We start from the raw sequence: 20,749 nt of genomic DNA, 5'->3' as shown, positions 1-20,749 counted from the left end.
GGCATCCCTTTTCAGAAACCGGGCGCGGCCGTATCGAAGTGCCGTGCCAGGTGCTCCACAAAGCGCTGCACGCGCTGGGTTGCCGCATGCCGCTGCGGATAGACCACATGGATGTCGGCCGGTGCCGTGGCATGGTCGGCCAGCACCTGCACCAGGCGGCCGCTGCGCAGGTAGCGGGCGATATCCCATTCGGCCCGCATGACGATGCCCAGGCCGGCCAGGGCCCAGCCCACGGCGATCTCGCCATCGTTGGTGCTCAGGCTGTCGCGCAGGCGGATGGCTTCGGTCTTGCGGCCGGGGCCGTTGTGGGTGAAGCGCCAGACGCCGTGGGCGTCGTCGCCCTGGCGGATGTCGATGCAGTCGTGCTGCATCAGCTCGCGCGGGGTGGCCGGCGTGCCGCGCCGCGCCAGGTAGGCGGCAGACGCGCACAGCAGCCGCCGGTTGGGCGCCAGGCGCCGCGCGATGACGCGCGCGTCCGGCGGCTCGCCAAAGCGTATGCACAGGTCGAAGCTGTCATCGACCAGGGGCGGCGGCGAGGCCGACAGCTGCAGCTGCACCTGGATCTGCGGGTGCCTGCGCACGAAGCTGGCGATCAGCGGCGCGATATGGCTGCGCCCGAATCCCAGCGTGGCATTGATGCGCAGCAGGCCCTGCGGCTGCCCGGGCATGCCGGCCACGGCCTGCTCCATGGCGGCAATGTCGTCCAGGATGCGCCGCGCATGGGCCAGGTAGGTCTGGCCCTCATCGGTCAGGCCCAGGCGCCGCGTCGTGCGGCTGACCAGTTGCACGCCCAGCCGCGCCTCCATCTGGGACAGGCGCTTGCTGGCCGCCGGCGTGGTGATGCCCAGCTCGCGGGCCGTGGCCGACAGGCTGGCGCTGCGGGCCAGCAGGCAGAAGAAGGCCATCTCCGATGGCGCCGAGACGGGTGTGCTCATTGTTGAATCAAAGTGAACGATGCCATCACTCTAGAGGCGCGCGCGGCGTTGTTCCATCGATAGATTCACGGACAAGGCCATGGATCCGCATGGCGCTTCATCCACCGCAATCCAAGGAGCCCTCATGACAAAGACATACCGCATCGCCTGCATTCCCGGCGATGGCATCGGCAAGGAAGTGGTGCCCGCAGGGCAGGAGGTGCTGCAGGCGCTGGCCGAAACCCAGCCCGGCCTGGGCTTTGCCTTCACCAGTTTCGGCTGGGGCGGCGACTGGTACCGCGCGCACGGCGAGATGATGCCGGCCGACGGGCTGGACGCGTTGCGCGGCCAGGACGCCATCCTGTTCGGCTCGGCCGGCGACCCGCACATTCCCGACCATGTCACGCTGTGGGGCCTGCGCCTGAAGATCTGCCAGGGGTTCGACCAGTACGCCAATGTGCGGCCCACGCGCATCCTGCCCGGCATCGATGCGCCGCTCAAGCGCTGCGCACGCGAGGACCTGGACTGGGTCATCGTGCGCGAGAACTCCGAAGGCGAATACGCGGGCGTGGGCGGCCGCGCCCACCAGAGCCATCCCATCGAGGTGGCCACCGACGTGAGCATGATGACCCGCGCGGGCGTGGAGCGCATCATGCGCTTCGCCTTCCGCCTGGCGCAGTCGCGGCCGCGCAAGCTGCTGACGGTGATCACCAAGTCCAACGCCCAGCGCCACGCCATGGTGATGTGGGACGAGATCGCGGTGCAGGTGGCCGCCGAGTTTCCCGACGTGCGCTGGGACAAGGAACTGGTGGACGCAGCCACGGCGCGCATGGTCAACCGCCCGGCCTCGCTGGACACCCTGGTTGCCACCAACCTGCATGCCGACATCCTCAGCGATCTGGCGGCCGCGCTGGCCGGCAGCCTGGGCATTGCGCCCACGGGCAACATCGATCCGGAGCGCCGCTACCCCAGCATGTTCGAGCCCATCCACGGATCGGCCTTCGACATCATGGGCCAGGGCCTGGCCAATCCCGTGGGAACCTTCTGGAGCTGCGTGATGCTGTTGGAGCACCTGGGCGAGCACCGTGCCGCGCAGCGGCTGATGCAGGCCGTGGAGCAGGTGACCGCCGATGCCGCGCTGCACACGCGCGACCTGGGCGGCAAGGCCACCACGCGGCAGGTCACCGACGCGGTCTGCGCACGGCTGCGCGCGCAGACCGCCGAGACCCAGGCCGAGCCCGTGCCTGCCTGAGCGCGCGCTGCATGGTCCGATAACCCACAAAAGAACAGACAGGAGACAAGCCATGAACCGCATCACCAGGGTTGCCGCCGCGTGCGCGCTGGCCGCCGCCATTCCTGCCACCATCCCAGCTGCCTGGGCCCAGGCCTGGCCGGCGCGCCCCGTCAACCTCATCGTGCCGTTTCCCGCAGGCGGCACCACCGATGTGCTGGCGCGTGCGCTGGGCCAGGAGCTGTCCAAGAGTCTGGGCCAGCCCGTGGTCGTGGAAAACCGCCCCGGCGCGGGCGCCACCCTGGGCGCCGACCATGTGGCCAAGGCGAAACCTGACGGCTACACCCTGCTCATGGGCGCCGTGCACCACACCATTGCCACCAGCGTCTACCGCAGGCTGGGCTATGACTTCCAGAAGGACCTGGCGCCCATCACCGTGGTGGCCGTGGTCCCCAATGTGCTGGTGGTCCATCCGCAGGTGCCCGCCAAAACCGTGCAGGAGCTGCTGGCCCAGGCCCGGGCCCAGCCCGGCAAGCTGGCCTATGGCTCCAACGGCGCGGGCACGGGCCAGCACCTGATCGGCGCGCAGTTCGAGTCCATGGGCGGCGTGCAGCTGCTGCACGTGCCCTACAAGGGCAGCGGGCCGTTGACCACGGATCTGCTGGGCGGGCAGATCGCCATGTCCTTCGATACCGTCACGCCTGTGCTGCCCCACATCAAGGCCGGCAAGCTGCGCGCGCTGGCCGTGACCACGGCCCGGCGCTCGGTGGCCCTGCCCGATGTGCCCACGCTGGACGAGGCCGGCCTCAAGGGCTTCGACATGGGCACCTGGTTCGGCGTGCTGGCACCGGCCGCCACGCCCAGGGAGGTACTGGCGCGGCTGGGCGCGGACATGAACCGCATCATCGAGTCGCCGCAGTTCCGCAGGAAGATGGAAGAGATAGGCGCCGAGCCCATCGGCGGATCGCCGGAGCAGATGGCGCGCCAGATCCGCGACGACACCGACCGCTTCGCCAGGCTGGTCAAGGACGCCAAGGTGGCCCTGGATTGAGTTGAGTTGGCACGAGGAACGAGGCCGGGCGAATCAGTTGTGACTTGACCGCATGCCACCGCCGGTGCAGGAAATTCCATAATGCCCGGCGGAGACAACACACCATGACCAGCACCACGGACCTGCACCTCACCGATCCCCAAGCCTTTCTGCTCGACCTCTACCGCGCTGCGGTCAAGGATGCGCAGCCCCTGTACAGCATGGCCCAATGCCTGCCAAAGCCTCCCAAGGGCCGCACCCTGGTGCTGGGCGCGGGCAAGGCCGGCGGCTCCATGGCCCAGGCGCTGGAGGCGCTGTGGCCGGCGGACGCGCCGCTGTCCGGCCTTGTGGTCACACGCTACGGCCACATCCCGCCGCGCTCCGAAGGGCTGGCGCAGCGCATCGAGGTGGTCGAGGCCGCCCACCCCGTGCCCGATGCGGCAGGCCTGGCCGCCGCCGAACGCATCCTCGCGCTGACCGAAGGGCTGACCGAGGACGACCTCGTGCTGTGCCTGATCTCGGGCGGCGGCTCGGCCCTGCTGACCCTGCCGGCCGAAGGCATCGACCTGGAGGAAAAGCAGCGCATCAACCGCGCCCTGCTGGAAAGCGGCGCCGCCATCGGCGAGATGAACTGCGTGCGCAAGCACCTGTCGCGCATCAAGGGCGGGCGCCTTGGCGCGGCCTGCGCGCCCGCGCGCGTGGTCACGCTGACCATCAGCGACGTGCCGGGCGACGACCCCTCCATCATCGCCAGCGGCCCCACCGTGCCCGATGCCAGCAGCTGCGCCGACGCGCTGGCCATCCTCGCGCGCTACCGCATCGACGTGCCTGAATCCGTGCGCCGCGCGCTGGAGGCAGGCGAGCTGGAAACCCCCAAGCCCGGCGACGCGCGCTTCGACGGCCATGAGGTCCACATGATCGCCACGCCCCAGCACTCGCTGGAGGCGGCCGCACGCGTGGCCGAGGCCGCAGGCCTGCGCGCCCATGTGCTGTCCGACGAGATCGAGGGCGAATCGCGCGAAGTCGCCAAGGTCCACGCCGCCCTGGCGCGCGCCGTGTCCCGCCACGGCCAGCCGTTTGCAAAGCCCTGCGTGATCCTGTCCGGCGGCGAAACCACGGTCACCATCCGGCAGCGCCCGGCCGGCACGCCCAAGGGGCGCGGCGGCCGCGCGGGCGAGTTCTGCATGGGCCTGGCCCAGGCCCTGCAGGGGCAGGAGAAGGTCTGGGCGCTGGCGGCCGATACCGATGGCATCGATGGCGTGGAAGACAACGCGGGAGCGCGCGTGTCGCCGGATACGCTGGCGCGGGCCCAGGCCCAGGGCATGCGGATTGCCGAGTACCTGGACCGCAATGATGCGTATGGGTTCTTTGATGCGCTGGGGGATCTGGTGGTGACCGGGCCTACGCATACCAATGTCAATGACTTCCGGGCGATTCTGGTTCTCTGAGAAGATCCGGGCCGTAGCCATTAGGGGCGTTGGCGTTCGCTTTTACCTTTTCTGGCTATGGCCGAAGTCGACGGTCTCCCCGGCGTTCAGGCAGTTCTGAACATGGTTCATGACTGACTGAATGCCGACTTTCTGCGCCCCGGGATGGCCCGGCATCTGCGAGGCCAGGCGGGTGGCTGCTGCATGCACGGTCTTGTATGCCGCTTCCAGCTCGGGATGCTCGCTCAACGCTTCCCGCTCGTTCAGTTGCTCAAAGGCCACTGCGCGGCTCGGACGTACTGCGTCGCGCAGCAAGTCGGGCAGGGCGGGATGGACTTTCAGCCGGTCCTGCGTGCGCAGGATTTTTCGCATGGTGTTTTCGTGCTGCACGTGTGGTTTCGCCAGCTCGTTCACGCTGCGGTCGCGGGCGATATAGAGAAGATCACGCCCGGCCTCGCTGTGTCCGAATCGTGCCCAATCGACCTCATATCCAGCTTCCCTGGCGAGCTGCCTGGTGAAGGTGCGAAGCGTACGGCTGTTGCCATCGCTGAATGGATGGGCGTAGTCCAACTCGATGTACATCCTGGCAAGCCGTGCCCTGAATTCAGCGGTCTTCAAGCCGCGCAGCTCGTCGGGGCTGGCTTCTTCGAGGGCCTTGTCGAGTCTGGCCATGGCCGCGTCGTCCATGCGTGAATAGACGACATGGAAAGTGCCTCCCATGGTCGATAGGCCGCGCTGCTTCATCCAGTCCTGGCCATGGGGCACCTGTGTTCTGAATTCGCCAGGCGTGACCTCGTGGAAGCCGGCGTCCGGCAAGTCCTGGAAGATGCGATGGTGGACTGCCTTCAGGTGGGCAGCGTCGAAGCTGCCGCGCACAGGCTCCAGCTCCAGCTCGACAAGCCGTTTGAATGTGTGATCGGCTTCGAGTTGCTGACGCTGCGCTGCAGTCAACGTGCTCGCGGATGCAGGCGGGACCTCATCGCGCATTGACCTTCACCTGGACGAAATCGGCAAGCTGGATATCACCCCGGATAAATTGGCGTGCGCCGGTCTCAGCAGCTTCGGAAGGCGTGAAGCCTTCCAGCCCAACGGACGCGCGGGCGAAGTTGACGGCTGCTTCGCGCCGGCGTTTCTCCGTTGCGGAAATGGCGGCGTTCACAGGGCCGCTGACGCGTTCACGCGATTGGTTGACATAGGCGCGCATCAACTCGCGCAGCACTTGTGCTGCGGGGCGGTTTTCCTGCAAGGCGGCGTCGGCAAACTCCGAGCGCAGCTCAGGCTCGACACGAAATGTCATTTGCACTTCTTTGGACATGGCTGGCACCTCGCAACACGGGGATCACACAGGCCGTTCGGACGGCATTCCTACCAATGTACATACATTGCATTGCCAATGCGCAGCGCCTGGCCTCACGCCCCGCGCGGCAGCGTCTCCCACCATTCGGCATCGAACCGCCCCTGCAGGAAGGCGATGAAGGACTGCACCTTCTGCGGCACCAGGCGCGGCGAGGGGTAGACGGCGTGGATTTCCTGCTCGGGCAGGCGGCAGGTCTTGAGGACTTCGACCACGCGGCCGGCCTGCAGCGAGTCGTGGGCCACGTAGCGGGGCAGGGCGGCGATGCCCATGTGCGAGCGTGAGGCCGCCAGCAGGGCCGAGAGGTTGTTGGAGCGCAGGCGGCCGGTGACGGGCACGGACACGGGCTCGCCGCTGGCGTTGCGCAGGCGCCAGAGGTCGTTGCCCTGCACGCTGCTGTAGATCAGCGTGGCGTGCTCCTTGAGGTCCGAGGGGCGGCGCGGCGTGCCGCGCTTGCGCAGGTAGGCGGGCGAGGCCACCAGTACCCAGGGGTTCACGCCCAGGGTGCGTGCGCCCAGGCTGGAGTCGGCCAGCTTGCCCAGGCGCAGGGCCACGTCGATGCCGTTGGCCACCAGGTCGGTGTAGCGGTCCTCGAAGCTCAGGTCGATCTGCACCTGGGGGTTGTGCGTCATGAACTCCAGCGCCAGCGGGATCAGCACGCGCCGGCCGAAGGCCACCGAGCTGCCGATGCGCAGCTGGCCCTGCACCTGGGTCTGTCGCACCTGCACCACCTTGTCCGCCTCGGCCACGTCGTTGACGATGGTCTTGCATTTCTCGTAGTACAGCGCGCCCGCTTCGGTGAGGCTCACGCCACGCGTGTTGCGGTTGAGCAGGCGCACCTTCAGGCGCGTCTCCATGGCCGCGACCTGCTTGGTCACCGTGGGCTGGGTGGTGGCGAACTCGTGCGCGACCTTGGTGAAGCTGCCGGTCTCCACCACGCGCACGAACATGTGCATGGCATCGAGTCTGTCCATGGTGCTGTCTCCTTTTTCATTGATAGTTATTCCTGCACGGAATAAATTTTATGGTCTGTGCAGGCGTTCCACCAACAGGCCCGTCTGCCTAGAGTTGTCTCCAGTTTGAAGGAGACCTCCATGGCGAAAATGAAAGCAATCGAAGCCGCAGTCCGCGTGCTGGAAAAAGAAGGCGTTACCGTCGCATTCGGCGTTCCCGGTGCCGCCATCAACCCGCTGTACGCAGCGCTCAAGGACCATGGCGGCATAGGCCATATTCTGGCGCGCCACGTCGAAGGCGCAAGCCACATGGCCGAGGGCTACACCCGCGCCGTGGCCGGCAACATCGGCGTGTGCATCGGCACCAGCGGCCCGGCCGGCACGGACATGATCACGGGCCTGTACTCGGCCAGCGCGGATTCGATTCCGATCCTGTGCATCACGGGCCAGGCGCCGCGCTCGCGTCTGCACAAGGAAGATTTCCAGGCCGTGGACATTGCCTCCATCGCCAAGACCGTGACCAAGTGGGCCACCACGGTGCTGGAGCCGGCCCAGGTGCCGCGCGCCTTCCAGCAGGCCTTCCACCTGATGCGCTCGGGCCGCCCCGGCCCCGTGCTGATCGACCTGCCCATCGACGTGCAGCTGGCCGAGATCGAGTTCGACATCGATACCTACGAGCCCCTGCCTGTCTACAAGCCTGCCGCCACGCGCAAGCAGGTGGAAAAGGCCATCGCCATGCTCAACGAGTCCGAGCGTCCGCTGCTGGTGTCGGGTGGCGGCGTGATCAACGCCGATGCGTCCGAGCTGCTGGTGGAGTTCGCCGAGCTGCTGGACGTGCCCGTGATCCCCACGCTGATGGGCTGGGGCACCATCCCTGACGACCACCGCCTGATGGCCGGCATGTGCGGCCTGCAGACCAGCCACCGCTACGGCAATGCCACCATGCTGGCCTCCGACTTCGTGCTGGGCATCGGCAACCGCTGGGCCAACCGCCACACGGGCTCGGTCGAGGTCTACACCAAGGGCCGCAAGTTCGTGCACGTGGACATCGAGCCCACGCAGATCGGCCGCGTGTTCGCGCCCGACTACGGCATCGTCTCGGATGCCGGCGCGGCGTTGCAGCTTTTCGTGGAGGTGGCGCGCGAGTGGAAGGCGGCTGGCCGCCTGAAGGACCGCAGCGGCTGGGTGGCCGAATGCCAGGCCCGCAAGAACAATGTGGAGTACCTGCGCAAGACCAATTTCGACAACGTGCCCATGAAGCCGCAGCGTGTCTACCAGTGCATGAACCGCAGCCTGGACAAGGACACCTGCTACGTCTCCACCATCGGCCTGTCGCAGATTGCCGGCGCGCAGTTCCTGCATGTCTACAAGCCGCGCAACTGGATCAACTGCGGCCAGGCCGGACCGCTGGGCTGGACCGTGCCGGCCGCCCTGGGCGTGCGCGTGGCCGACCCGGCCCGCAAGATCGTGGCGCTGTCGGGCGACTATGACTTCCAGTTCATGATCGAGGAGCTGGCCGTGGGTGCGCAGTTCAAGCTGCCCTACATCCATGTGCTGGTCAACAACAGCTACCTAGGCCTGATCCGCCAGGCGCAGCGCGCCTTCTCCATCGACTACTGCGTGCAACTGGCCTTCGACAACATCAATGTCGACGACAAGGAAGAGTCCAAGGGCTACGGCGTGGACCACGTCAAGGTGGTCGAGGGCCTGGGCTGCAAGGCCATCCGCGTGCACCGTCCCGAGGACTTCGCGCCCGCCATGCAGCAGGCCGAGGCCTGGATGGCCGAGCACCGCACGCCGGTCGTCGTCGAGGTCATCCTGGAGCGCGTGACCAACATCTCCATGGGCGCCGAGATCGACAACGTGATCGAGTTCGAGGACCTGGCCGCAGCGCCTGCCGACGTGCCCAGCGCACTGGCCCTGCTGGATTGACGCAAGGCACCCCCTGAGCGGCTGCGCCGCTTCTTCCTCTCTTCGGAAGGGGACGATGCCATCGCTGCGGGGCGGCCCTTGCCTGGCATCCCTGGCTGGTGCTGCGCCAATGCCTGCATTGCGGGCGGTGCAGGCAATCGGGGGTTCCGATTTCCATTGCCCCTTGGGCATTTTTTACCGGCGGGCGCCTTGCGTGCCCTGCCGCTCCCAACCCACCAAACGACTACCGGAGACTTCTGACATGCCCCGTTTTGCTGCCAACCTCAGCATGCTGTTCACCGAGGTGCCCTTCCTCGACCGCTTCGAGCGCGCGGCGCGCGCCGGCTTCGAGGCCGTGGAATTCCTGTTTCCCTACGCCCACACGGTCCAGGAGATCAAGGAGCGCGTCGACGCCCACGGCCTGCAGATCGTGCTGCACAACCTGCCTGCCGGCGACTGGGATGCGGGCGAGCGCGGCATTGCCTGCCACCCCGACCGCGTGGACGAGTTCCGCGCCGGCGTGGCCAAGGCCGTGACCTATGGCCATGCGCTGGGCGTGCCCCAGCTCAACTGCCTGGCCGGCAAGGCGCCTGCCGGTGCCGATGCCGCGCTGCTGCGCCGCACCTTCGTGGACAACCTGCGCTTTGCCGCATCGGCGCTGAGCGCGGCCAATCTGCGCCTGCTGATCGAGCCCATCAACCCCTTCGACATTCCCGGCTTCTACCTGAACCGCACGGACGAGGCCCTGTCCATCCTCGACGAGGTGGGCGCGCCCAACGCCTTCGTGCAGTACGACATCTACCACGCCCAGCGCACCGAGGGCGAGCTGGCGGCCACGCTGCAAAAGCATCTGGCGCGCATTGGCCACGTGCAGCTGGCCGACAACCCGGGCCGCAACGAGCCGGGCACGGGCGAGATCAACTACCCCTTCCTCTTCGCGCACCTGGACCGCATCGGCTACCAGGGCTGGGTGGGCTGCGAGTACAAGCCTGCGCGCGATACCGAATCGGGCCTGGGCTGGCTGGACGCCCACACCAGCGTGCGCACGGCAGTCGCCGCCTGAGTGCCGCCGGAGTTTTTTCTCAGCTTTTCAAAAACGACAAGGAGTACACAGCATGAATGCATCCTCTCTCAAGCTCGGTTTCGTGGGCCTGGGCATCATGGGCGCGCCCATGGCAGGCCACCTTCTGGCGGCTGGCCACCAGCTCTTCGTGAACACCCTGGGCAAGATCCCGGCGCAGATCGCCGAGAGCAGCGCCACCCAGTGCACCACCGCGCGCGGCGTGGCCGAGCGGGCCGACATCATCTTCCTGATGCTGCCCGACACGCCCGATGTCGAGAAGGTGCTGTTCGGCGAGGACGGCGTGGCCGCCGGCCTCAAGGGCAGCAGCGGCAAGGTGGTGGTGGACATGAGCTCCATCTCGCCCGTGGCCACCAAGGACTTCGCTCGCCGCATCGAGGCCATCGGCGCCCAGTACCTGGATGCGCCGGTCTCCGGCGGCGAGGTGGGCGCCAAGAACGCCACGCTGTCCATCATGGTCGGCGGCCCCGAGGACGTGTTCGCGCGCGTCAAGCCGCTGTTCGAGCGCATGGGCAAGAACATCACCCTGGTGGGCGGCAATGGCGACGGCCAGACCGCCAAGGTGGCCAACCAGATCATCGTGGCGCTGAACATCGAGGCGGTGGCAGAGGCTCTGCTGTTCGCATCGCGCGCCGGCGCCGACCCGGCCCGCGTGCGCGAGGCGCTGCTGGGCGGCTTTGCCTCGTCCAAGATCCTGGAGGTGCATGCCGAGCGCATGATCAAGCGCACGTTCGATCCGGGCTTCCGCATCTCGCTGCACCAGAAGGACCTGAACCTGGCCCTGAGCAGCGCGCGCCAGCTCGGCGTGTCCCTGCCCAACACCGCCCAGGCCCAGGAGCTGTTCAACAGCTGCGTAGCCCACGGCGGCGCGAACTGGGACCACTCGGGCATGGTGCGTGCGCTGGAGATCCAGGCCAACTTCGAGGTCGGCCAGAAGGTCCCGGCCTGATGCTGCGCAACTGACAACGCGATTGGTGGGAGGGCGGCCTTGCGCCGCCCTGTTGTGAAAAGCCGCGCTCGGCAACGGGCGCGGCTTTTTCTTGCTTCAATAGCCCAGTGTCTGCCCGTCGGGGTTGCGCGGGTCGGAGGCGCCGTAGAGCATGCCGTCGCGCAGCTGGATGGTCTGCGTGCGGCCCATGGATGCCTTCACGGCAACGTTGTGGCCGCGCGACTTGAGCAGGGCCACGGTGTCGGGGCTGATGCCCTTTTCCACGCGCAGCTCGTCGGGCGTCCACTGGTGGTGAAAGCGCGGCGTGGCGGCGGCCTCGGCCGGGTTCATGCCGAAGTCGATGGTATTGACCACGGTCTGCAGCACGGTGGTGATGATGCGCGCGCCGCCGGGGCTGCCGGTGACCAGCACGGGCTTGCCGTCCTTGAGCACCATGGTGGGCGTCATGGACGACAGCGGGCGTTTGCCTGCGGCCACCGCATTGGCATCGCCGCCGACCAGGCCGTAGGCGTTGGCCACGCCGGGCTTGGCAGAGAAGTCGTCCATCTCGTTGTTGAGCAGGATGCCCGTGCCCTTGGCCACGATGCCGCTGCCGAAGTTGGTGTTCAGCGTATAGGTCACGGCCACGGCGTTGCCCATCCTGTCCACCACGGAGTAGTGCGTGGTCTGGTCGCTCTCGTAGGGCTGGGGCTTGCCGGGCTTGATGTCCTTGCCGGCGCGCGCCTGGTAGGGGTCGATGCCGGCGGCCAGAGCCTCGGCGTAGCGCTTGGACGTCAGGCCCTTGAGCGGCACGGTCACGAAGTCCGGGTCGCCCAGGTATTCGGCCCGGTCGGCATAGGCCAGCTTCATGCCTTCGGCCATGTAGTGGATGCTCTGTGCGCTGTTGGCGCCCCACTGGTTCATGGGCCAGCGTTCCATCATGTTGAGGATCTGGATCAGGTGGGCGCCGCCGGAGGACGGGGGCGGCATGGTCACGATCTCGTAGCCGCGATAGGTGCCGCGCACGGGCTCGCGCTCGACCACCTTGTAGTTCTTGAGATCCTGCAGCGACAGGGCGCCCGCATGCGGCGCCATCTCGGCCGCGAGCTTGCGGGCAATGGCGCCTTCGTAGAACACCTTGGAGCCCTGCTGCCCGATCAGGCGCAGCGACTGCGCCAGGTCCTTTTGCACCAGGCGGTCGCCGCGCTTGAGGGGCTCGCCGTTGCGCCAGAAGATGGCCTGGGTGGCGGGCCACTGGCCCATGTTCTTCTTTTCCTGCTCCAGGATCTTGGCCAGGGTCTCGCTGACCGTAAAGCCCTTGTCGGCCAGCTTCACGGATGGCGCAATCACCGTGGACAGCGGCAGAGAGCCCCATTTCTTCAATGCATGCTCCATGCCGGCCACGGTGCCGGGCACGCCCACGGCGTAGTGGGTGTACAGCGACTTGCCGTCGATGACCTTGCCGTCCGCGCCCACGTACATGTCCCGCGTGGCCTTGGAGGGTGCGACCTCGCGGAAGTCCAGCGCAATGTTCTTGCCGCTCTTGGCGTCGTGCACGATCATGAAACCGCCGCCGCCGATGTTGCCGGCATTGGGCAGGGCCACCGCCAGCGCAAAGCCCATGGCCACGGCGGCATCCACCGCATTGCCGCCCGACTTCAGGATCTGCAGGCCGATGCGCGAGGCCAGCTCCTGCTCGCTGGACACCATGCCGTTCCTGGCCACGACGGGATGGAATACATCCATGTCGAAGTCATAGGCCGCACTGGCCGCCTGGGCCGCATTGCTTTGCGTGATGGGCGCTGCCGCCGGTGCAGGTGCTGCGGCCACCGGCGCTGGCGGCGCCGAGGCCGCGGGCGGCTGTGTGCTGCTGCAGGCGGCCAGGCTGGCAATGGCCAGCGCCAGGCTGGTTGCCAGCAAGGGGGAGCGAAATGGCATCGGTATCTCCTTGGCAGATGAAACAGTGGAACCGTTGAAATGAGCGAAAGTCCTTTGCCGCCCGGTATGCGATGGCCGCAGGGCCTGCAGCCGGGGCGGCGGCGGACCACAGTGTAGAAGCATGGCGTTGCAGGCCTGCGCACGGGCCGCTGCCGGCGTCGAAAGTGCGGGTATCTGCCTAGGCTCGAGCTGCATGGCGCACTTCAAGGGCGTACAAAAACTGTATACACTTTGCGAATGCACGAGGGGGCCGCGAGTGCTGTCGCGCGCCGCGCTTCGTGCATCGACCAACCAATGACAACCGGGCGGGCCAGCTCCCGCCTCACAGGAGATTTCCATGGGCCTGAGCACCCACGTCCTCGACACCATGAATGGCTGCCCCGCAGCCGGCATGGCTGTCGCGCTGTATTCCACCGATGGCGACCAGGCCACGCTGATCAAGAGCCTGGTGCTCAACCACGACGGCCGCACCGATGCGCCGCTGTTCGACAACAACAGCCTCAGGACCGGCACCTACCGGCTGACATTCGACGTGGCGGCCTACTTCAAGGCCCGTGGCGTGCAACTGCCCGAGCCCAATTTCCTCAACAAGGTGAGCCTGGACTTCGGCGTGGCCCATGCCGACCAGCATTACCATGTGCCCCTGCTGGTCAGCCCCTGGAGCTATTCGACGTACCGGGGCTCCTGAGCCCTGGACTGCAGGCGCAGGCTGTCGGGGGATGGCCTGGAGTGAAACCTGAAATGACGAACGGCCCGCATTGCGGGCCGTTGCTCTTGGGGCTCCAGCAAGCGTGCGGGCTACTTGCCCTTGGAATGCCCCATGGCCACGACCAGGGCCGAGATGAAGAAGAAGGCCTGCAGCTCCAGTGCCCAGCCTCCCGAGCTGTGCAGCTGCATCACCTGGCCTGTGTGCACCAGCGCGAAGGCCACGATCATGTTGACCGCAATCACCAGCGCCGCGGGCACCACCCACAGGCCCACCAGCAGCAGCAGCGGCGCCACCACCTCACCCAGATACACCGCATAGGCCAGCCAGCCCGGCGCGCCCGCGGACTCCACCATGCGCTCGATGCTGCCTATGCCGTAGCGGATCTTGGCCCAGCCATGAAAAAGCAGCAGGACCGCAAGCGTGACGCGCAACAGCACCATGGCTGCCTGGGGATGGTGAAAGTGGCTCCAGAACTTCATGAACTCCCTCGATGTGGATGGGCCCGGTGGGCCGGGTGTTGCTGTGGGTGCATTCTGGCATCAGCGGGCTTTCGGTGTCGGCTGTGGCGGCCCGGAACGGGATTTTCAGACATTTCCTGCGGGCCTGTAGTCCTATGGCGCAACTTGTGACATGTCTCATCACAAGTACCGCAAAGCGGCCTAGCATCGTCCCCAGCCTGTCTCCGAAGCGGTTTGCGAGCACTGGTAGGGGTGCCCGGGACCGGGAGGCAAGGTGATCAATCCAATGAACCGATGGGGTCTCCCCAAAACGTCCAATCAAGAAAGGCAGGTTTTCCCATGCGTCAGTTTTCTTTGCGTACCGTCGTGATGGCCACTGCACTGGCGGCCGGCAGCGTGGCCATGGTCGGCTGCACCACCACCAAGCCGGAAACCCAGTCCGCGCCGCGTGCTGATTCCACCACAGTCAATGCGCGCGCCAACGCTGCGCTGGAGCGGCTGTACCAGACGGCGCCGGGCTCCAAGGAAATGGTGGCCCGCTCCAAGGGCGTGCTGATCTTCCCCTCGGTGATCGGCGGCAGTTTCGTCATCGGTGTGGAGCATGGCCGCGGCGTGCTGCGCGTCGGCGGCCAGAACAAGGGCTTCTACAGCACCACGGGCGCCTCGGTGGGCTGGCAGGCAGGCGGCCAGTCCAAGGCTGTGATCTATGTGTTCAACACCCAGGAAGCGCTGGACAAGTTCCTGGCCAGCGACGGCTGGTCCGTGGGCGCGGATGCCACGGTGGCCGCAGGCAAGGTGGGCGCCAATGGCAGCGTGGACACCACGACCGCCCAGGGCCCCGTCACCAGCTATGTGCTGACCAACGCGGGCCTGGAAGCCGGCGTGTCGCTGCAGGGCTCGAAGATCACCAAGGTGGTCGAATGATCCCGGCCCCGAGGGGCCTTTGAACGAAACCGGCCTGCGGGCCGGTTTTCTTTTGTGCGGGCGGATCAGGCGCCGCCGGTTGCGCCGTCTTCACTGGCGGATTGCGGCGCAGCGGGCGCGAGCACGGCCTGCTCTATGCGTTCCAGGCGCTTTTCGATGCGCTCCACGGCTTCGGCGCTCATCTTGATGTCGTAGATGCTCACGGGCTCTTCGCATTCCAGCGAAGGGTCCGTCGAGGCCGACAGGCGGCCCAGCAGGGGGGCCTCGAACGTGGTCTGCAGCCGGGCCACGACTTCGGCGTTCATGGAACGGCCGGTGCGCTTGGCTGCCTCCTCGACGAGGTCCTTGAGTTCCTGCGGCAGGCGCAGCTTGTACTGAGGATCGGTCTGTTTCATCGCCGGCAATCATGGACCGGAAAGGTATTGACTGCAAGGGACCTGATAGGTATTGTTGCTTCGGGACCAGCACGGTCCCGCGCAAGGGATGCCATGAAGACAGTGAAGCAATCGGGCCACAGCCATCAGGAACCCTCACCGCAGCACCAGGAGGTGCTGGCGGTGGATGCGTTGTGCCATATGGGAGCGGCCCTGGGCGTGCTGGAGCTGCATGCCGAACGCGCCGGCTCGGCCATGGTATGTGCCGCGCGTGATTTGCTGCGTGGCTACCACGCCAGCGCTGACCAGGCGGTGGCCGGCCTGCAGGCCGGCGACCGCTCGGCAGGCGTGCTGCCGCAGCTGTCGCAGGACCTGGGCTATGCCATCGAGGTCATCGATCGCGTGAACGATGACGCACCGGACGACCTGGTGCTCTATGCCGTGACCTGCCTGCTCAGAAGCGCCCGAAGCTTTGCCGACGGCCAGCCGTGCGCAGCGGCCTGAGGCTCAGAGCTGGCCCTCGGTCAGCGTGTCGAGCTGGAAGCGGCCGGACTTGTCCCAGAGCCAGGTATCGGTATAGGTGATGCGGGCGGCGCCGGCCGGGGCGGGGAAGGGCGCGGCGGCGCGCACCAGGCGCTCGATCTCGCTCACCACCTCGGGGGCATGGCCGGGCGCGCGCATCCAGTGCAGGCGCTGGACCTGGCCGTTGCGGTCGATCTGGACCTGGAGCACGCCGATCGCGTAGAGCATGGGCGGCAACTGGCCCTTGTAGATGCGATCGGCATTGCGCGCGTACAGATGGTTGGCGGCCACCTTGCGGTACTGCAGCTGTGCGCTGGAGCTGACGTCGTCGGGGCGCGGGCCGGGGCCGGGCGGGGACTTGCAGGCCGTGACCAGGGAGGCAATGGCGGCCATCAGGCCGGCCCACAGCCAGGGGCGGCCGGAACGTGGCTTTTGCACGGAACTGTGCTGCGTGGAATCAGGGGAATCGGGCATGATTGCGAGCGTATCCTGAAACACTGCGGCACCGGCAGTCGGAGCGCAAAACTCAAGTGCCGCAGCGGACAATCCCGCAACAAATTCCAACGAAGCCCGCAGGCGCCACGACGGGCTGTCAGGTGCGCCCATGTGGAGTGACACGTTCAACAAAGTCGAGCAGGGCCTTGCGCAGGGGCCGCTGTGCTGGGTCGAAGTGATGGACTCGCGAGGCTCCGTGCCGCGCGAGCGCGGCGCCTGGATGGCGGTGTTCGCCGACCGCGTGGCCGGCACCATCGGCGGCGGGCACCTGGAGTTCGATGCCATCGACAGGGCCCGCAGCCTGCTGCGCGGCTGGGCAACGCTTGGCGAGCAGGGTAGCCAGGGCGGCCAGGTCGCCACCGAGCACCAGCACCGCTATCCGCTGGGCCCCAGCCTGGGCCAGTGCTGCGGCGGCGTGGTGATGCTGAGGTTCGTGCTGGTGCCCCAGGGCCGCATGGACATGCTGCGCGAGCGGCTGCAGCCGCCGCGCGACTGCGTGGCCCTGTTCGGCGCAGGCCACGTCGGCCATGCGCTGGTGCGCCTGCTGTGCAATCTTCCCTACCGCGTGATGTGGGTGGACAGCCGCGATTCGGTCTTCCCCGAGGAGGAGCACGAGCTCGTGCAGTGCGAGTATTCAGACCCCGTGCAATCGGCCGTGGCCGATCTGCCTGCAGGCTCCCAGGTGCTGATCATGAGCTTCAGTCATGCCGAGGACCTGGAGGTGGTCGCCCAATGCCTGGGCCGCCAGCGCCAGCACGGCGATCTGCCCTATGTGGGCCTGATCGGCAGCGCCACCAAATGGGCCACCTTCCGGCGCAGGCTGCGCGAGCGCGGCTTCAGCGATGCCGAGCTGGACCATGTGACCTGCCCCATCGGCGTGCCCGGCATCAAGGGCAAGGAGCCCGAGGTGATCGCGGTGGCCGTGGCGGCGCAGCTTCTGCAGCGGCGCAGCGCGGTGTCCGCGCGGAATCAGGGAAATCTCTAGTGAATTGATGCTGCGCAAGCCGATGGGCTGGCGAAAAATTGCATACACTTTGTGTCTACGAAATGGTCGCAGCGGTGCACCGGCGGTATATCTACCGGGTGCGCGGCCTTTTTCTTCTGCTCAGAGCGCCCGCAGTGGTGAGCAGGTTGAACACCGGCGGCCCCCACGCTGCCAAGGTTGAGAGCTATGGAAAGCTACATTCTCGACTGGGCCAACCTGCTGTTGCGGTGGCTCCACGTCATTACGGCCATCGCCTGGGTCGGTTCCTCCTTCTATTTCGTCTTCCTCGACAGCAGCCTGACGCCGCCCGTCGATGACGATCTCAAGAAGCAGGGCGTCAGCGGCGAACTCTGGGCCGTGCACGGCGGTGGGTTCTACCACCCTGTCAAGTTCAATGTCTCCCCGCCCAAGCTGCCGGACCACCTGCACTGGTTCTACTGGGAAAGCTACACCACCTGGCTCAGCGGCTTTGCGCTGCTGACGGTGTCGTACCTGTGGAACGCCAAGATCTACCTCGTCAATCCGGCCGATCCCAATGCCATGGGCTCGGCTGCGGCCATTGCCTCGGCCCTGGCCTTCCTGGTCGTGTTCTGGCTGCTGTACGACGGCATCTGCCGCGTCTTCGGCCAGAAGAAGAACGGCGACGCCACGGTGGGCGCCATGGTGCTGGTGCTGGTGTGCATCGCGGCCTTCCTGGCCTGCCACATCTTCCCGGGCCAGGCCGCCTTCCTGCTGATGGGCGCCATGCTGGCGACCTCGATGAGCGCCAACGTGTTCTTCTGGATCATCCCCGGCCAGCGCACGGTGGTGAAGGCCCTGAAGGAAGGCCAGCCCGTGGACCCCATCCACGGCAAGCGCGGCAAGCAGCGCAGCGTGCACAACACGTACTTCACGCTGCCGGTGCTGTTCGCCATGCTGTCCAACCACTACGGCTGGCTGTACAGCCATGAGCTGAACTGGCTGGTGCTGATCCTGATGATGTTCGCAGGCGCCGCCATCCGCCAGTTCTTCGTGATGCGCCACGGCTTCAAGCTGGGCCGCAATGCCCATCCCTGGCCCTACGCCCTGGTTGGCGTGCTGGTGCTGGTCGGCACGGCCGTCTGGCTCAAGCCCGCGCCGGCGCCTGCCGCAGCGCCTGCGCCGGCTCCCGCCGCCGTGCAGTCGCCTGCCGCAACGACCGAGCCCGCAGCAGCGGCTCCCGGTGGTGACACGGCTGCGCCTGCAGCCCCTGCGTCCCCGGCTGCCGCCGCTCCTGCCGACGGCGCCGTCGGCTATGCCCAGCTCGCGCCCTTCTTGCAGCAGCATTGCGTGGTCTGCCACGGTGCCGCCCTGCAGCAAAAGAATGTGCGCCTGGACTCGCCCGAGCAGGTCAAGGCCCATGCCCAGCAGATCTACCAGCAGGTGGTGCAGCTGCGCAAGATGCCCTTCGGCAATCCGGGCGCCCTGAGCGATGACGAGCGCGGCATGGTCAAGCGCTGGTACGAATCGGGTGCATCGGTGAACTGATCATCCTGCCGCGCCCATGCGCTGCCAGCCACCCGCCCGCAGTCTCGCAAGAGCCTGCGGGCTTCGTGTTTCAGGCAGGCCAGGCCGCTGCGGTGCCGTGCAGGGCCGGATGCCGCGCTTCATCGTGCGGCGTGTGCAGCGCGATGGCGCCGCGCCCCGGCAGGCTTTGCGCCTTGGCCTGCTGCTTGGCCAGGGCCGCGAGGTTGGCGATGTCCTCGGGTGCCAGCAGGCTGCCCGGCGCGACGCGCACCACGCCGATGGACAGCGTGGTGCAGGCAAAGAATCGCCGGATGCCGTGGCGGTCCTCGGCCCAGATGCCGCCGGCCTCGCGCGCCTGGTCGTCGAACAGCTGGCGCGCCTCGCCTGCGAAGGCGCCGACGATGTCCTCGCAGCGCTGCTGCCAGTCCTCGCTTTGCAGCAGCAGCATGAAGTCGTCCCCGCCCACATGGCCCACGAAGTCGCGCCGCGCGTCGCAGTGCGCCACGGCCAGCCGCGCCACCAGGCGGATCATCTGGTCGCCGCGCCAGTAGCCGTAGTGGTCGTTGAAGGGCTTGAAGTGGTTGAGGTCGGCGTAGCAGGCCACGAAGCCGGCGCCGCTGTCCAGCAGGCGCTGCATGTGCAGGCTGATGGGGATGTTGCCGGGCAGGAAGGTCAGCGGGTTGGCGTGGCGCGCGGCCTCGATGCGGGCCTCGGTCACGCGGCGCACCAGCTGCTCGCCCGTGCCCAGGCCCACATAGCGGCCGTTGTCGGTGACGATGAAGCCGTCGCTCAGGTAGCGCTGGTCCTGCGAGGTCAGGATGCCGACGAGCTGGTCCACATCGCAGTCCAGCTCCACGATGCGCGGCTGCACGTTGGCAAAGGCCAGGCAGGGCTTGCGTCCGTGGACTTCACGGAAGTACAGCGTGGCGTAGTGGTTCATGAACTGCTGGCGGTTGATGAGGGCCAGCGGCCGGCCGGCCTCCACGACGGCAATGGCGTGCAGCTGCTGCCCGGCCTGGAACAGCTCGGCCACCTCGTCGTTGCTGGCCGCCGGTGCCACGCAGGGCGCCTGCATCACCATCAGGTTGCGCAGCACGCCCGGGCGGGCGCTGTGGCCCTGGTGGGGCAGCACGGCCACGCGCGGGTCCTGCGCCACGCTCAGCGCCTGCGGGCTGATCTGCGGCTGGGCGGCTTCGGCGGGCCGGCCCAGCAGCCATCCCTGGCCGTACGCAATGCCCAGGTCGCGCAGGGTGCGCAGCTCGTCCTCGGTCTCTATGCCTTCGGCGATCAGCGTGGTTCCGAAGACCTCGGCAATGCCCTTGATGGCCTGCAGCAGCTGCAGCGTGGCCGGGCGCTGCTCGATCTGGTGGATGAAGTACTTGTCGATCTTGACGAAGTCCGGCTTGGCCTCGGACCACAGGCGCAGGCTGGAGCGGCCGTCGCCAAAGTCGTCGAGCGCCAGGCGCGCGCCCGTGGCGTGCACGGCCTTGACGGCGGCGCAGACGGCGGGCATGTCGGTCACATGGTCGTGCTCGGTGATCTCCACCACCAGGGACCGCGCCTGCACGCCGAAGCCGCGCACCGTGTCCCCGACCATGCCGGGGCCGCAGACACCCACGGCCTGCACCAGCGCCTGGGCGCTGAGGTTGACGAACAGCCGGCCCGGCGCGCCCTGGCGGCCCCAGTCCTGCAGCGCCACGCAGACCGCCAGCAGCTCGAATTCCCGAAGAATGCCCTCGGCCGCAGCGCCCTTGAGCAAGGCGTCGGGCGTGTGCAACGGCATGCCCCGGGGGCCGCGGATCAGCGCCTCATGCGCATAGATGCTGCCGCTGCGCAAGTCGGCCAGCGGCTGGAAGACACAGTACAGGCCGCCCGCGCGCATGAGCTGTGCCACGGGGCCTGCACCGGACCGCACTGCGGCCGACAGCACGGCCGCCGCAGCGGGCAGGCTGGCGAGCATCTGGGGATCGATCATGGGCTCAACTTTTCAGTTGGATACATTACGTTTCATTGGTGACATACTTGTGACA

At 67.3% G+C, this 20,749-nt stretch carries 20 protein-coding genes; 11 read left to right on the top strand and 9 right to left on the bottom strand.

Features of this window, described 5'->3' with window-relative positions:
• Positions 1–11 precede the first annotated feature (11 nt).
• The gene (locus HFGMBDPB_RS21365) at positions 12–935 is read right to left on the bottom strand and encodes a LysR family transcriptional regulator (RefSeq protein ID WP_016449787.1); all 924 of its coding nucleotides are present in this window, start codon (positions 933–935) and stop codon (positions 12–14) included.
• Positions 936–1,059: 124 nt separating this feature from the next.
• Between HFGMBDPB_RS21365 and HFGMBDPB_RS21360 the strand changes: the two genes are divergently transcribed.
• From HFGMBDPB_RS21360 to HFGMBDPB_RS21350, 3 genes are all read left to right on the top strand, one after another.
• Positions 1,060–2,166: a tartrate dehydrogenase gene (locus tag HFGMBDPB_RS21360; protein WP_212646179.1), complete on the top strand. Its 1,107-nt coding sequence runs from the start codon at positions 1,060–1,062 to the stop codon at positions 2,164–2,166.
• 52 nt (positions 2,167–2,218) lie between these two features.
• Entirely contained in the window at positions 2,219–3,196 is a 978-nt protein-coding gene (locus tag HFGMBDPB_RS21355; RefSeq protein ID WP_017406414.1) for a tripartite tricarboxylate transporter substrate binding protein, read from the top strand.
• 104 nt (positions 3,197–3,300) lie between these two features.
• A complete protein-coding gene (locus HFGMBDPB_RS21350) occupies positions 3,301–4,623 on the top strand; it encodes a glycerate kinase type-2 family protein (RefSeq protein ID WP_212646178.1) in 1,323 nt (440 codons plus the stop codon).
• A 42-nt stretch (positions 4,624–4,665) separates the two neighbouring features.
• On the opposite strand, the gene HFGMBDPB_RS21345 is transcribed toward HFGMBDPB_RS21350, so the two are convergent.
• The 3 genes from HFGMBDPB_RS21345 to HFGMBDPB_RS21335 form a co-directional block, all read right to left on the bottom strand.
• On the bottom strand, positions 4,666–5,589 hold the full coding sequence (locus HFGMBDPB_RS21345) for a Fic family protein (protein ID WP_212646177.1): 924 nt from the start codon (positions 5,587–5,589) through the stop codon (positions 4,666–4,668).
• The gene (locus tag HFGMBDPB_RS21340) at positions 5,579–5,917 is read right to left on the bottom strand and encodes an antitoxin VbhA family protein (protein WP_249343592.1); all 339 of its coding nucleotides are present in this window, start codon (positions 5,915–5,917) and stop codon (positions 5,579–5,581) included. The genes HFGMBDPB_RS21345 and HFGMBDPB_RS21340 overlap by 11 nt, the downstream gene beginning before the upstream one ends.
• 95 nt (positions 5,918–6,012) lie before the next feature.
• Positions 6,013–6,930 carry a LysR family transcriptional regulator gene (locus HFGMBDPB_RS21335; RefSeq protein ID WP_016449783.1) on the bottom strand — a complete coding sequence of 306 codons (918 nt, stop codon included), beginning with the start codon at positions 6,928–6,930 and terminating at the stop codon, positions 6,013–6,015.
• Between the two features lie 120 nt (positions 6,931–7,050).
• On the opposite strand from HFGMBDPB_RS21335, the gene gcl reads away from it, so the two are divergent.
• From gcl to glxR, 3 genes are all read left to right on the top strand, one after another.
• On the top strand, positions 7,051–8,841 hold the full coding sequence (gene gcl, locus HFGMBDPB_RS21330) for a glyoxylate carboligase (protein WP_016449782.1): 1,791 nt from the start codon (positions 7,051–7,053) through the stop codon (positions 8,839–8,841).
• Positions 8,842–9,082: 241 nt separating this feature from the next.
• The gene (gene hyi, locus HFGMBDPB_RS21325; RefSeq protein WP_016449781.1) at positions 9,083–9,883 is read left to right on the top strand and encodes a hydroxypyruvate isomerase; all 801 of its coding nucleotides are present in this window, start codon (positions 9,083–9,085) and stop codon (positions 9,881–9,883) included.
• A 52-nt stretch (positions 9,884–9,935) separates the two neighbouring features.
• Positions 9,936–10,850 (top strand): 2-hydroxy-3-oxopropionate reductase, encoded by a 915-nt coding sequence (gene glxR / locus HFGMBDPB_RS21320; RefSeq protein WP_016449780.1) that lies wholly within the window; start codon positions 9,936–9,938, stop codon positions 10,848–10,850.
• Between the two features lie 96 nt (positions 10,851–10,946).
• Here glxR and ggt read toward each other — a convergent pair whose 3' ends face one another.
• The gene (gene ggt, locus HFGMBDPB_RS21315) at positions 10,947–12,767 is read right to left on the bottom strand and encodes a gamma-glutamyltransferase (protein WP_016449779.1); all 1,821 of its coding nucleotides are present in this window, start codon (positions 12,765–12,767) and stop codon (positions 10,947–10,949) included.
• 337 nt (positions 12,768–13,104) lie between these two features.
• Between ggt and uraH the strand changes: the two genes are divergently transcribed.
• On the top strand, positions 13,105–13,455 hold the full coding sequence (gene uraH, locus HFGMBDPB_RS21310) for a hydroxyisourate hydrolase (RefSeq protein WP_012204044.1): 351 nt from the start codon (positions 13,105–13,107) through the stop codon (positions 13,453–13,455).
• A gap of 110 nt (positions 13,456–13,565) precedes the next feature.
• On the opposite strand, the gene HFGMBDPB_RS21305 is transcribed toward uraH, so the two are convergent.
• Positions 13,566–13,955: a DoxX family protein gene (locus HFGMBDPB_RS21305; RefSeq protein ID WP_016449777.1), complete on the bottom strand. Its 390-nt coding sequence runs from the start codon at positions 13,953–13,955 to the stop codon at positions 13,566–13,568.
• A 318-nt stretch (positions 13,956–14,273) separates the two neighbouring features.
• Between HFGMBDPB_RS21305 and HFGMBDPB_RS21300 the strand changes: the two genes are divergently transcribed.
• Complete coding sequence (locus HFGMBDPB_RS21300; RefSeq protein WP_016449776.1) at positions 14,274–14,858, top strand: BPSL1445 family SYLF domain-containing lipoprotein; 585 nt, start codon at positions 14,274–14,276, stop codon at positions 14,856–14,858.
• Between the two features lie 65 nt (positions 14,859–14,923).
• Here the strand turns inward: HFGMBDPB_RS21300 and HFGMBDPB_RS21295 are convergent, their stop codons facing one another.
• Positions 14,924–15,253: an Arc family DNA-binding protein gene (locus HFGMBDPB_RS21295; RefSeq protein ID WP_016449775.1), complete on the bottom strand. Its 330-nt coding sequence runs from the start codon at positions 15,251–15,253 to the stop codon at positions 14,924–14,926.
• Positions 15,254–15,346: 93 nt separating this feature from the next.
• On the opposite strand from HFGMBDPB_RS21295, the gene HFGMBDPB_RS21290 reads away from it, so the two are divergent.
• Positions 15,347–15,736: a hypothetical protein gene (locus tag HFGMBDPB_RS21290; protein WP_017404032.1), complete on the top strand. Its 390-nt coding sequence runs from the start codon at positions 15,347–15,349 to the stop codon at positions 15,734–15,736.
• A gap of 3 nt (positions 15,737–15,739) precedes the next feature.
• Here the strand turns inward: HFGMBDPB_RS21290 and HFGMBDPB_RS21285 are convergent, their stop codons facing one another.
• The gene (locus tag HFGMBDPB_RS21285) at positions 15,740–16,228 is read right to left on the bottom strand and encodes a hypothetical protein (RefSeq protein ID WP_016449773.1); all 489 of its coding nucleotides are present in this window, start codon (positions 16,226–16,228) and stop codon (positions 15,740–15,742) included.
• Between the two features lie 130 nt (positions 16,229–16,358).
• Between HFGMBDPB_RS21285 and xdhC the strand changes: the two genes are divergently transcribed.
• Together xdhC and HFGMBDPB_RS21275 are read left to right on the top strand one after the other, a co-directional pair.
• Positions 16,359–17,234: a xanthine dehydrogenase accessory protein XdhC gene (gene xdhC, locus HFGMBDPB_RS21280; protein WP_133073328.1), complete on the top strand. Its 876-nt coding sequence runs from the start codon at positions 16,359–16,361 to the stop codon at positions 17,232–17,234.
• A gap of 186 nt (positions 17,235–17,420) precedes the next feature.
• Positions 17,421–18,740, top strand: coding sequence for a urate hydroxylase PuuD (locus HFGMBDPB_RS21275; protein WP_133073327.1), 1,320 nt, complete (start codon positions 17,421–17,423; stop codon positions 18,738–18,740).
• Positions 18,741–18,810: 70 nt separating this feature from the next.
• Here HFGMBDPB_RS21275 and HFGMBDPB_RS21270 read toward each other — a convergent pair whose 3' ends face one another.
• On the bottom strand, positions 18,811–20,694 hold the full coding sequence (locus HFGMBDPB_RS21270) for an EAL domain-containing protein (protein WP_133073326.1): 1,884 nt from the start codon (positions 20,692–20,694) through the stop codon (positions 18,811–18,813).
• Positions 20,695–20,749 lie beyond the last annotated feature (55 nt).

The organism is Delftia sp. PE138 (assembly GCF_018320755.1).
Taxonomy (GTDB): Bacteria; Pseudomonadota; Gammaproteobacteria; order Burkholderiales; family Burkholderiaceae_C; genus Comamonas; species Comamonas tsuruhatensis.
This window is presented reverse-complemented; position numbering and strand designations above follow the sequence as displayed.

Bases quoted from the DNA above. Each gene is read 5' to 3' on its own strand.
- HFGMBDPB_RS21305 (WP_016449777.1), bottom strand. From the start codon at position 13,955: ATGAAGTTCTGGAGCCACTTTCACCATCCCCAGGCAGCCATGGTGCTG.
- ggt (WP_016449779.1), bottom strand. From the start codon at position 12,767: ATGCCATTTCGCTCCCCCTTGCTGGCAACCAGCCTGGCGCTGGCCATT.
- HFGMBDPB_RS21275 (WP_133073327.1), top strand. From the start codon at position 17,421: ATGGAAAGCTACATTCTCGACTGGGCCAACCTGCTGTTGCGGTGGCTC.
- uraH (WP_012204044.1), top strand. From the start codon at position 13,105: ATGGGCCTGAGCACCCACGTCCTCGACACCATGAATGGCTGCCCCGCA.
- HFGMBDPB_RS21350 (WP_212646178.1), top strand. From the start codon at position 3,301: ATGACCAGCACCACGGACCTGCACCTCACCGATCCCCAAGCCTTTCTG.
- HFGMBDPB_RS21270 (WP_133073326.1), bottom strand. From the start codon at position 20,694: ATGATCGATCCCCAGATGCTCGCCAGCCTGCCCGCTGCGGCGGCCGTG.
- HFGMBDPB_RS21360 (WP_212646179.1), top strand. From the start codon at position 1,060: ATGACAAAGACATACCGCATCGCCTGCATTCCCGGCGATGGCATCGGC.
- HFGMBDPB_RS21335 (WP_016449783.1), bottom strand. From the start codon at position 6,930: ATGGACAGACTCGATGCCATGCACATGTTCGTGCGCGTGGTGGAGACC.
- HFGMBDPB_RS21365 (WP_016449787.1), bottom strand. From the start codon at position 935: ATGAGCACACCCGTCTCGGCGCCATCGGAGATGGCCTTCTTCTGCCTG.
- HFGMBDPB_RS21290 (WP_017404032.1), top strand. From the start codon at position 15,347: ATGAAGACAGTGAAGCAATCGGGCCACAGCCATCAGGAACCCTCACCG.
- HFGMBDPB_RS21345 (WP_212646177.1), bottom strand. From the start codon at position 5,589: ATGCGCGATGAGGTCCCGCCTGCATCCGCGAGCACGTTGACTGCAGCG.
- HFGMBDPB_RS21295 (WP_016449775.1), bottom strand. From the start codon at position 15,253: ATGAAACAGACCGATCCTCAGTACAAGCTGCGCCTGCCGCAGGAACTC.
- HFGMBDPB_RS21300 (WP_016449776.1), top strand. From the start codon at position 14,274: ATGCGTCAGTTTTCTTTGCGTACCGTCGTGATGGCCACTGCACTGGCG.
- HFGMBDPB_RS21340 (WP_249343592.1), bottom strand. From the start codon at position 5,917: ATGTCCAAAGAAGTGCAAATGACATTTCGTGTCGAGCCTGAGCTGCGC.
- gcl (WP_016449782.1), top strand. From the start codon at position 7,051: ATGGCGAAAATGAAAGCAATCGAAGCCGCAGTCCGCGTGCTGGAAAAA.
- HFGMBDPB_RS21285 (WP_016449773.1), bottom strand. From the start codon at position 16,228: ATGCCCGATTCCCCTGATTCCACGCAGCACAGTTCCGTGCAAAAGCCA.
- hyi (WP_016449781.1), top strand. From the start codon at position 9,083: ATGCCCCGTTTTGCTGCCAACCTCAGCATGCTGTTCACCGAGGTGCCC.
- HFGMBDPB_RS21355 (WP_017406414.1), top strand. From the start codon at position 2,219: ATGAACCGCATCACCAGGGTTGCCGCCGCGTGCGCGCTGGCCGCCGCC.
- glxR (WP_016449780.1), top strand. From the start codon at position 9,936: ATGAATGCATCCTCTCTCAAGCTCGGTTTCGTGGGCCTGGGCATCATG.
- xdhC (WP_133073328.1), top strand. From the start codon at position 16,359: ATGTGGAGTGACACGTTCAACAAAGTCGAGCAGGGCCTTGCGCAGGGG.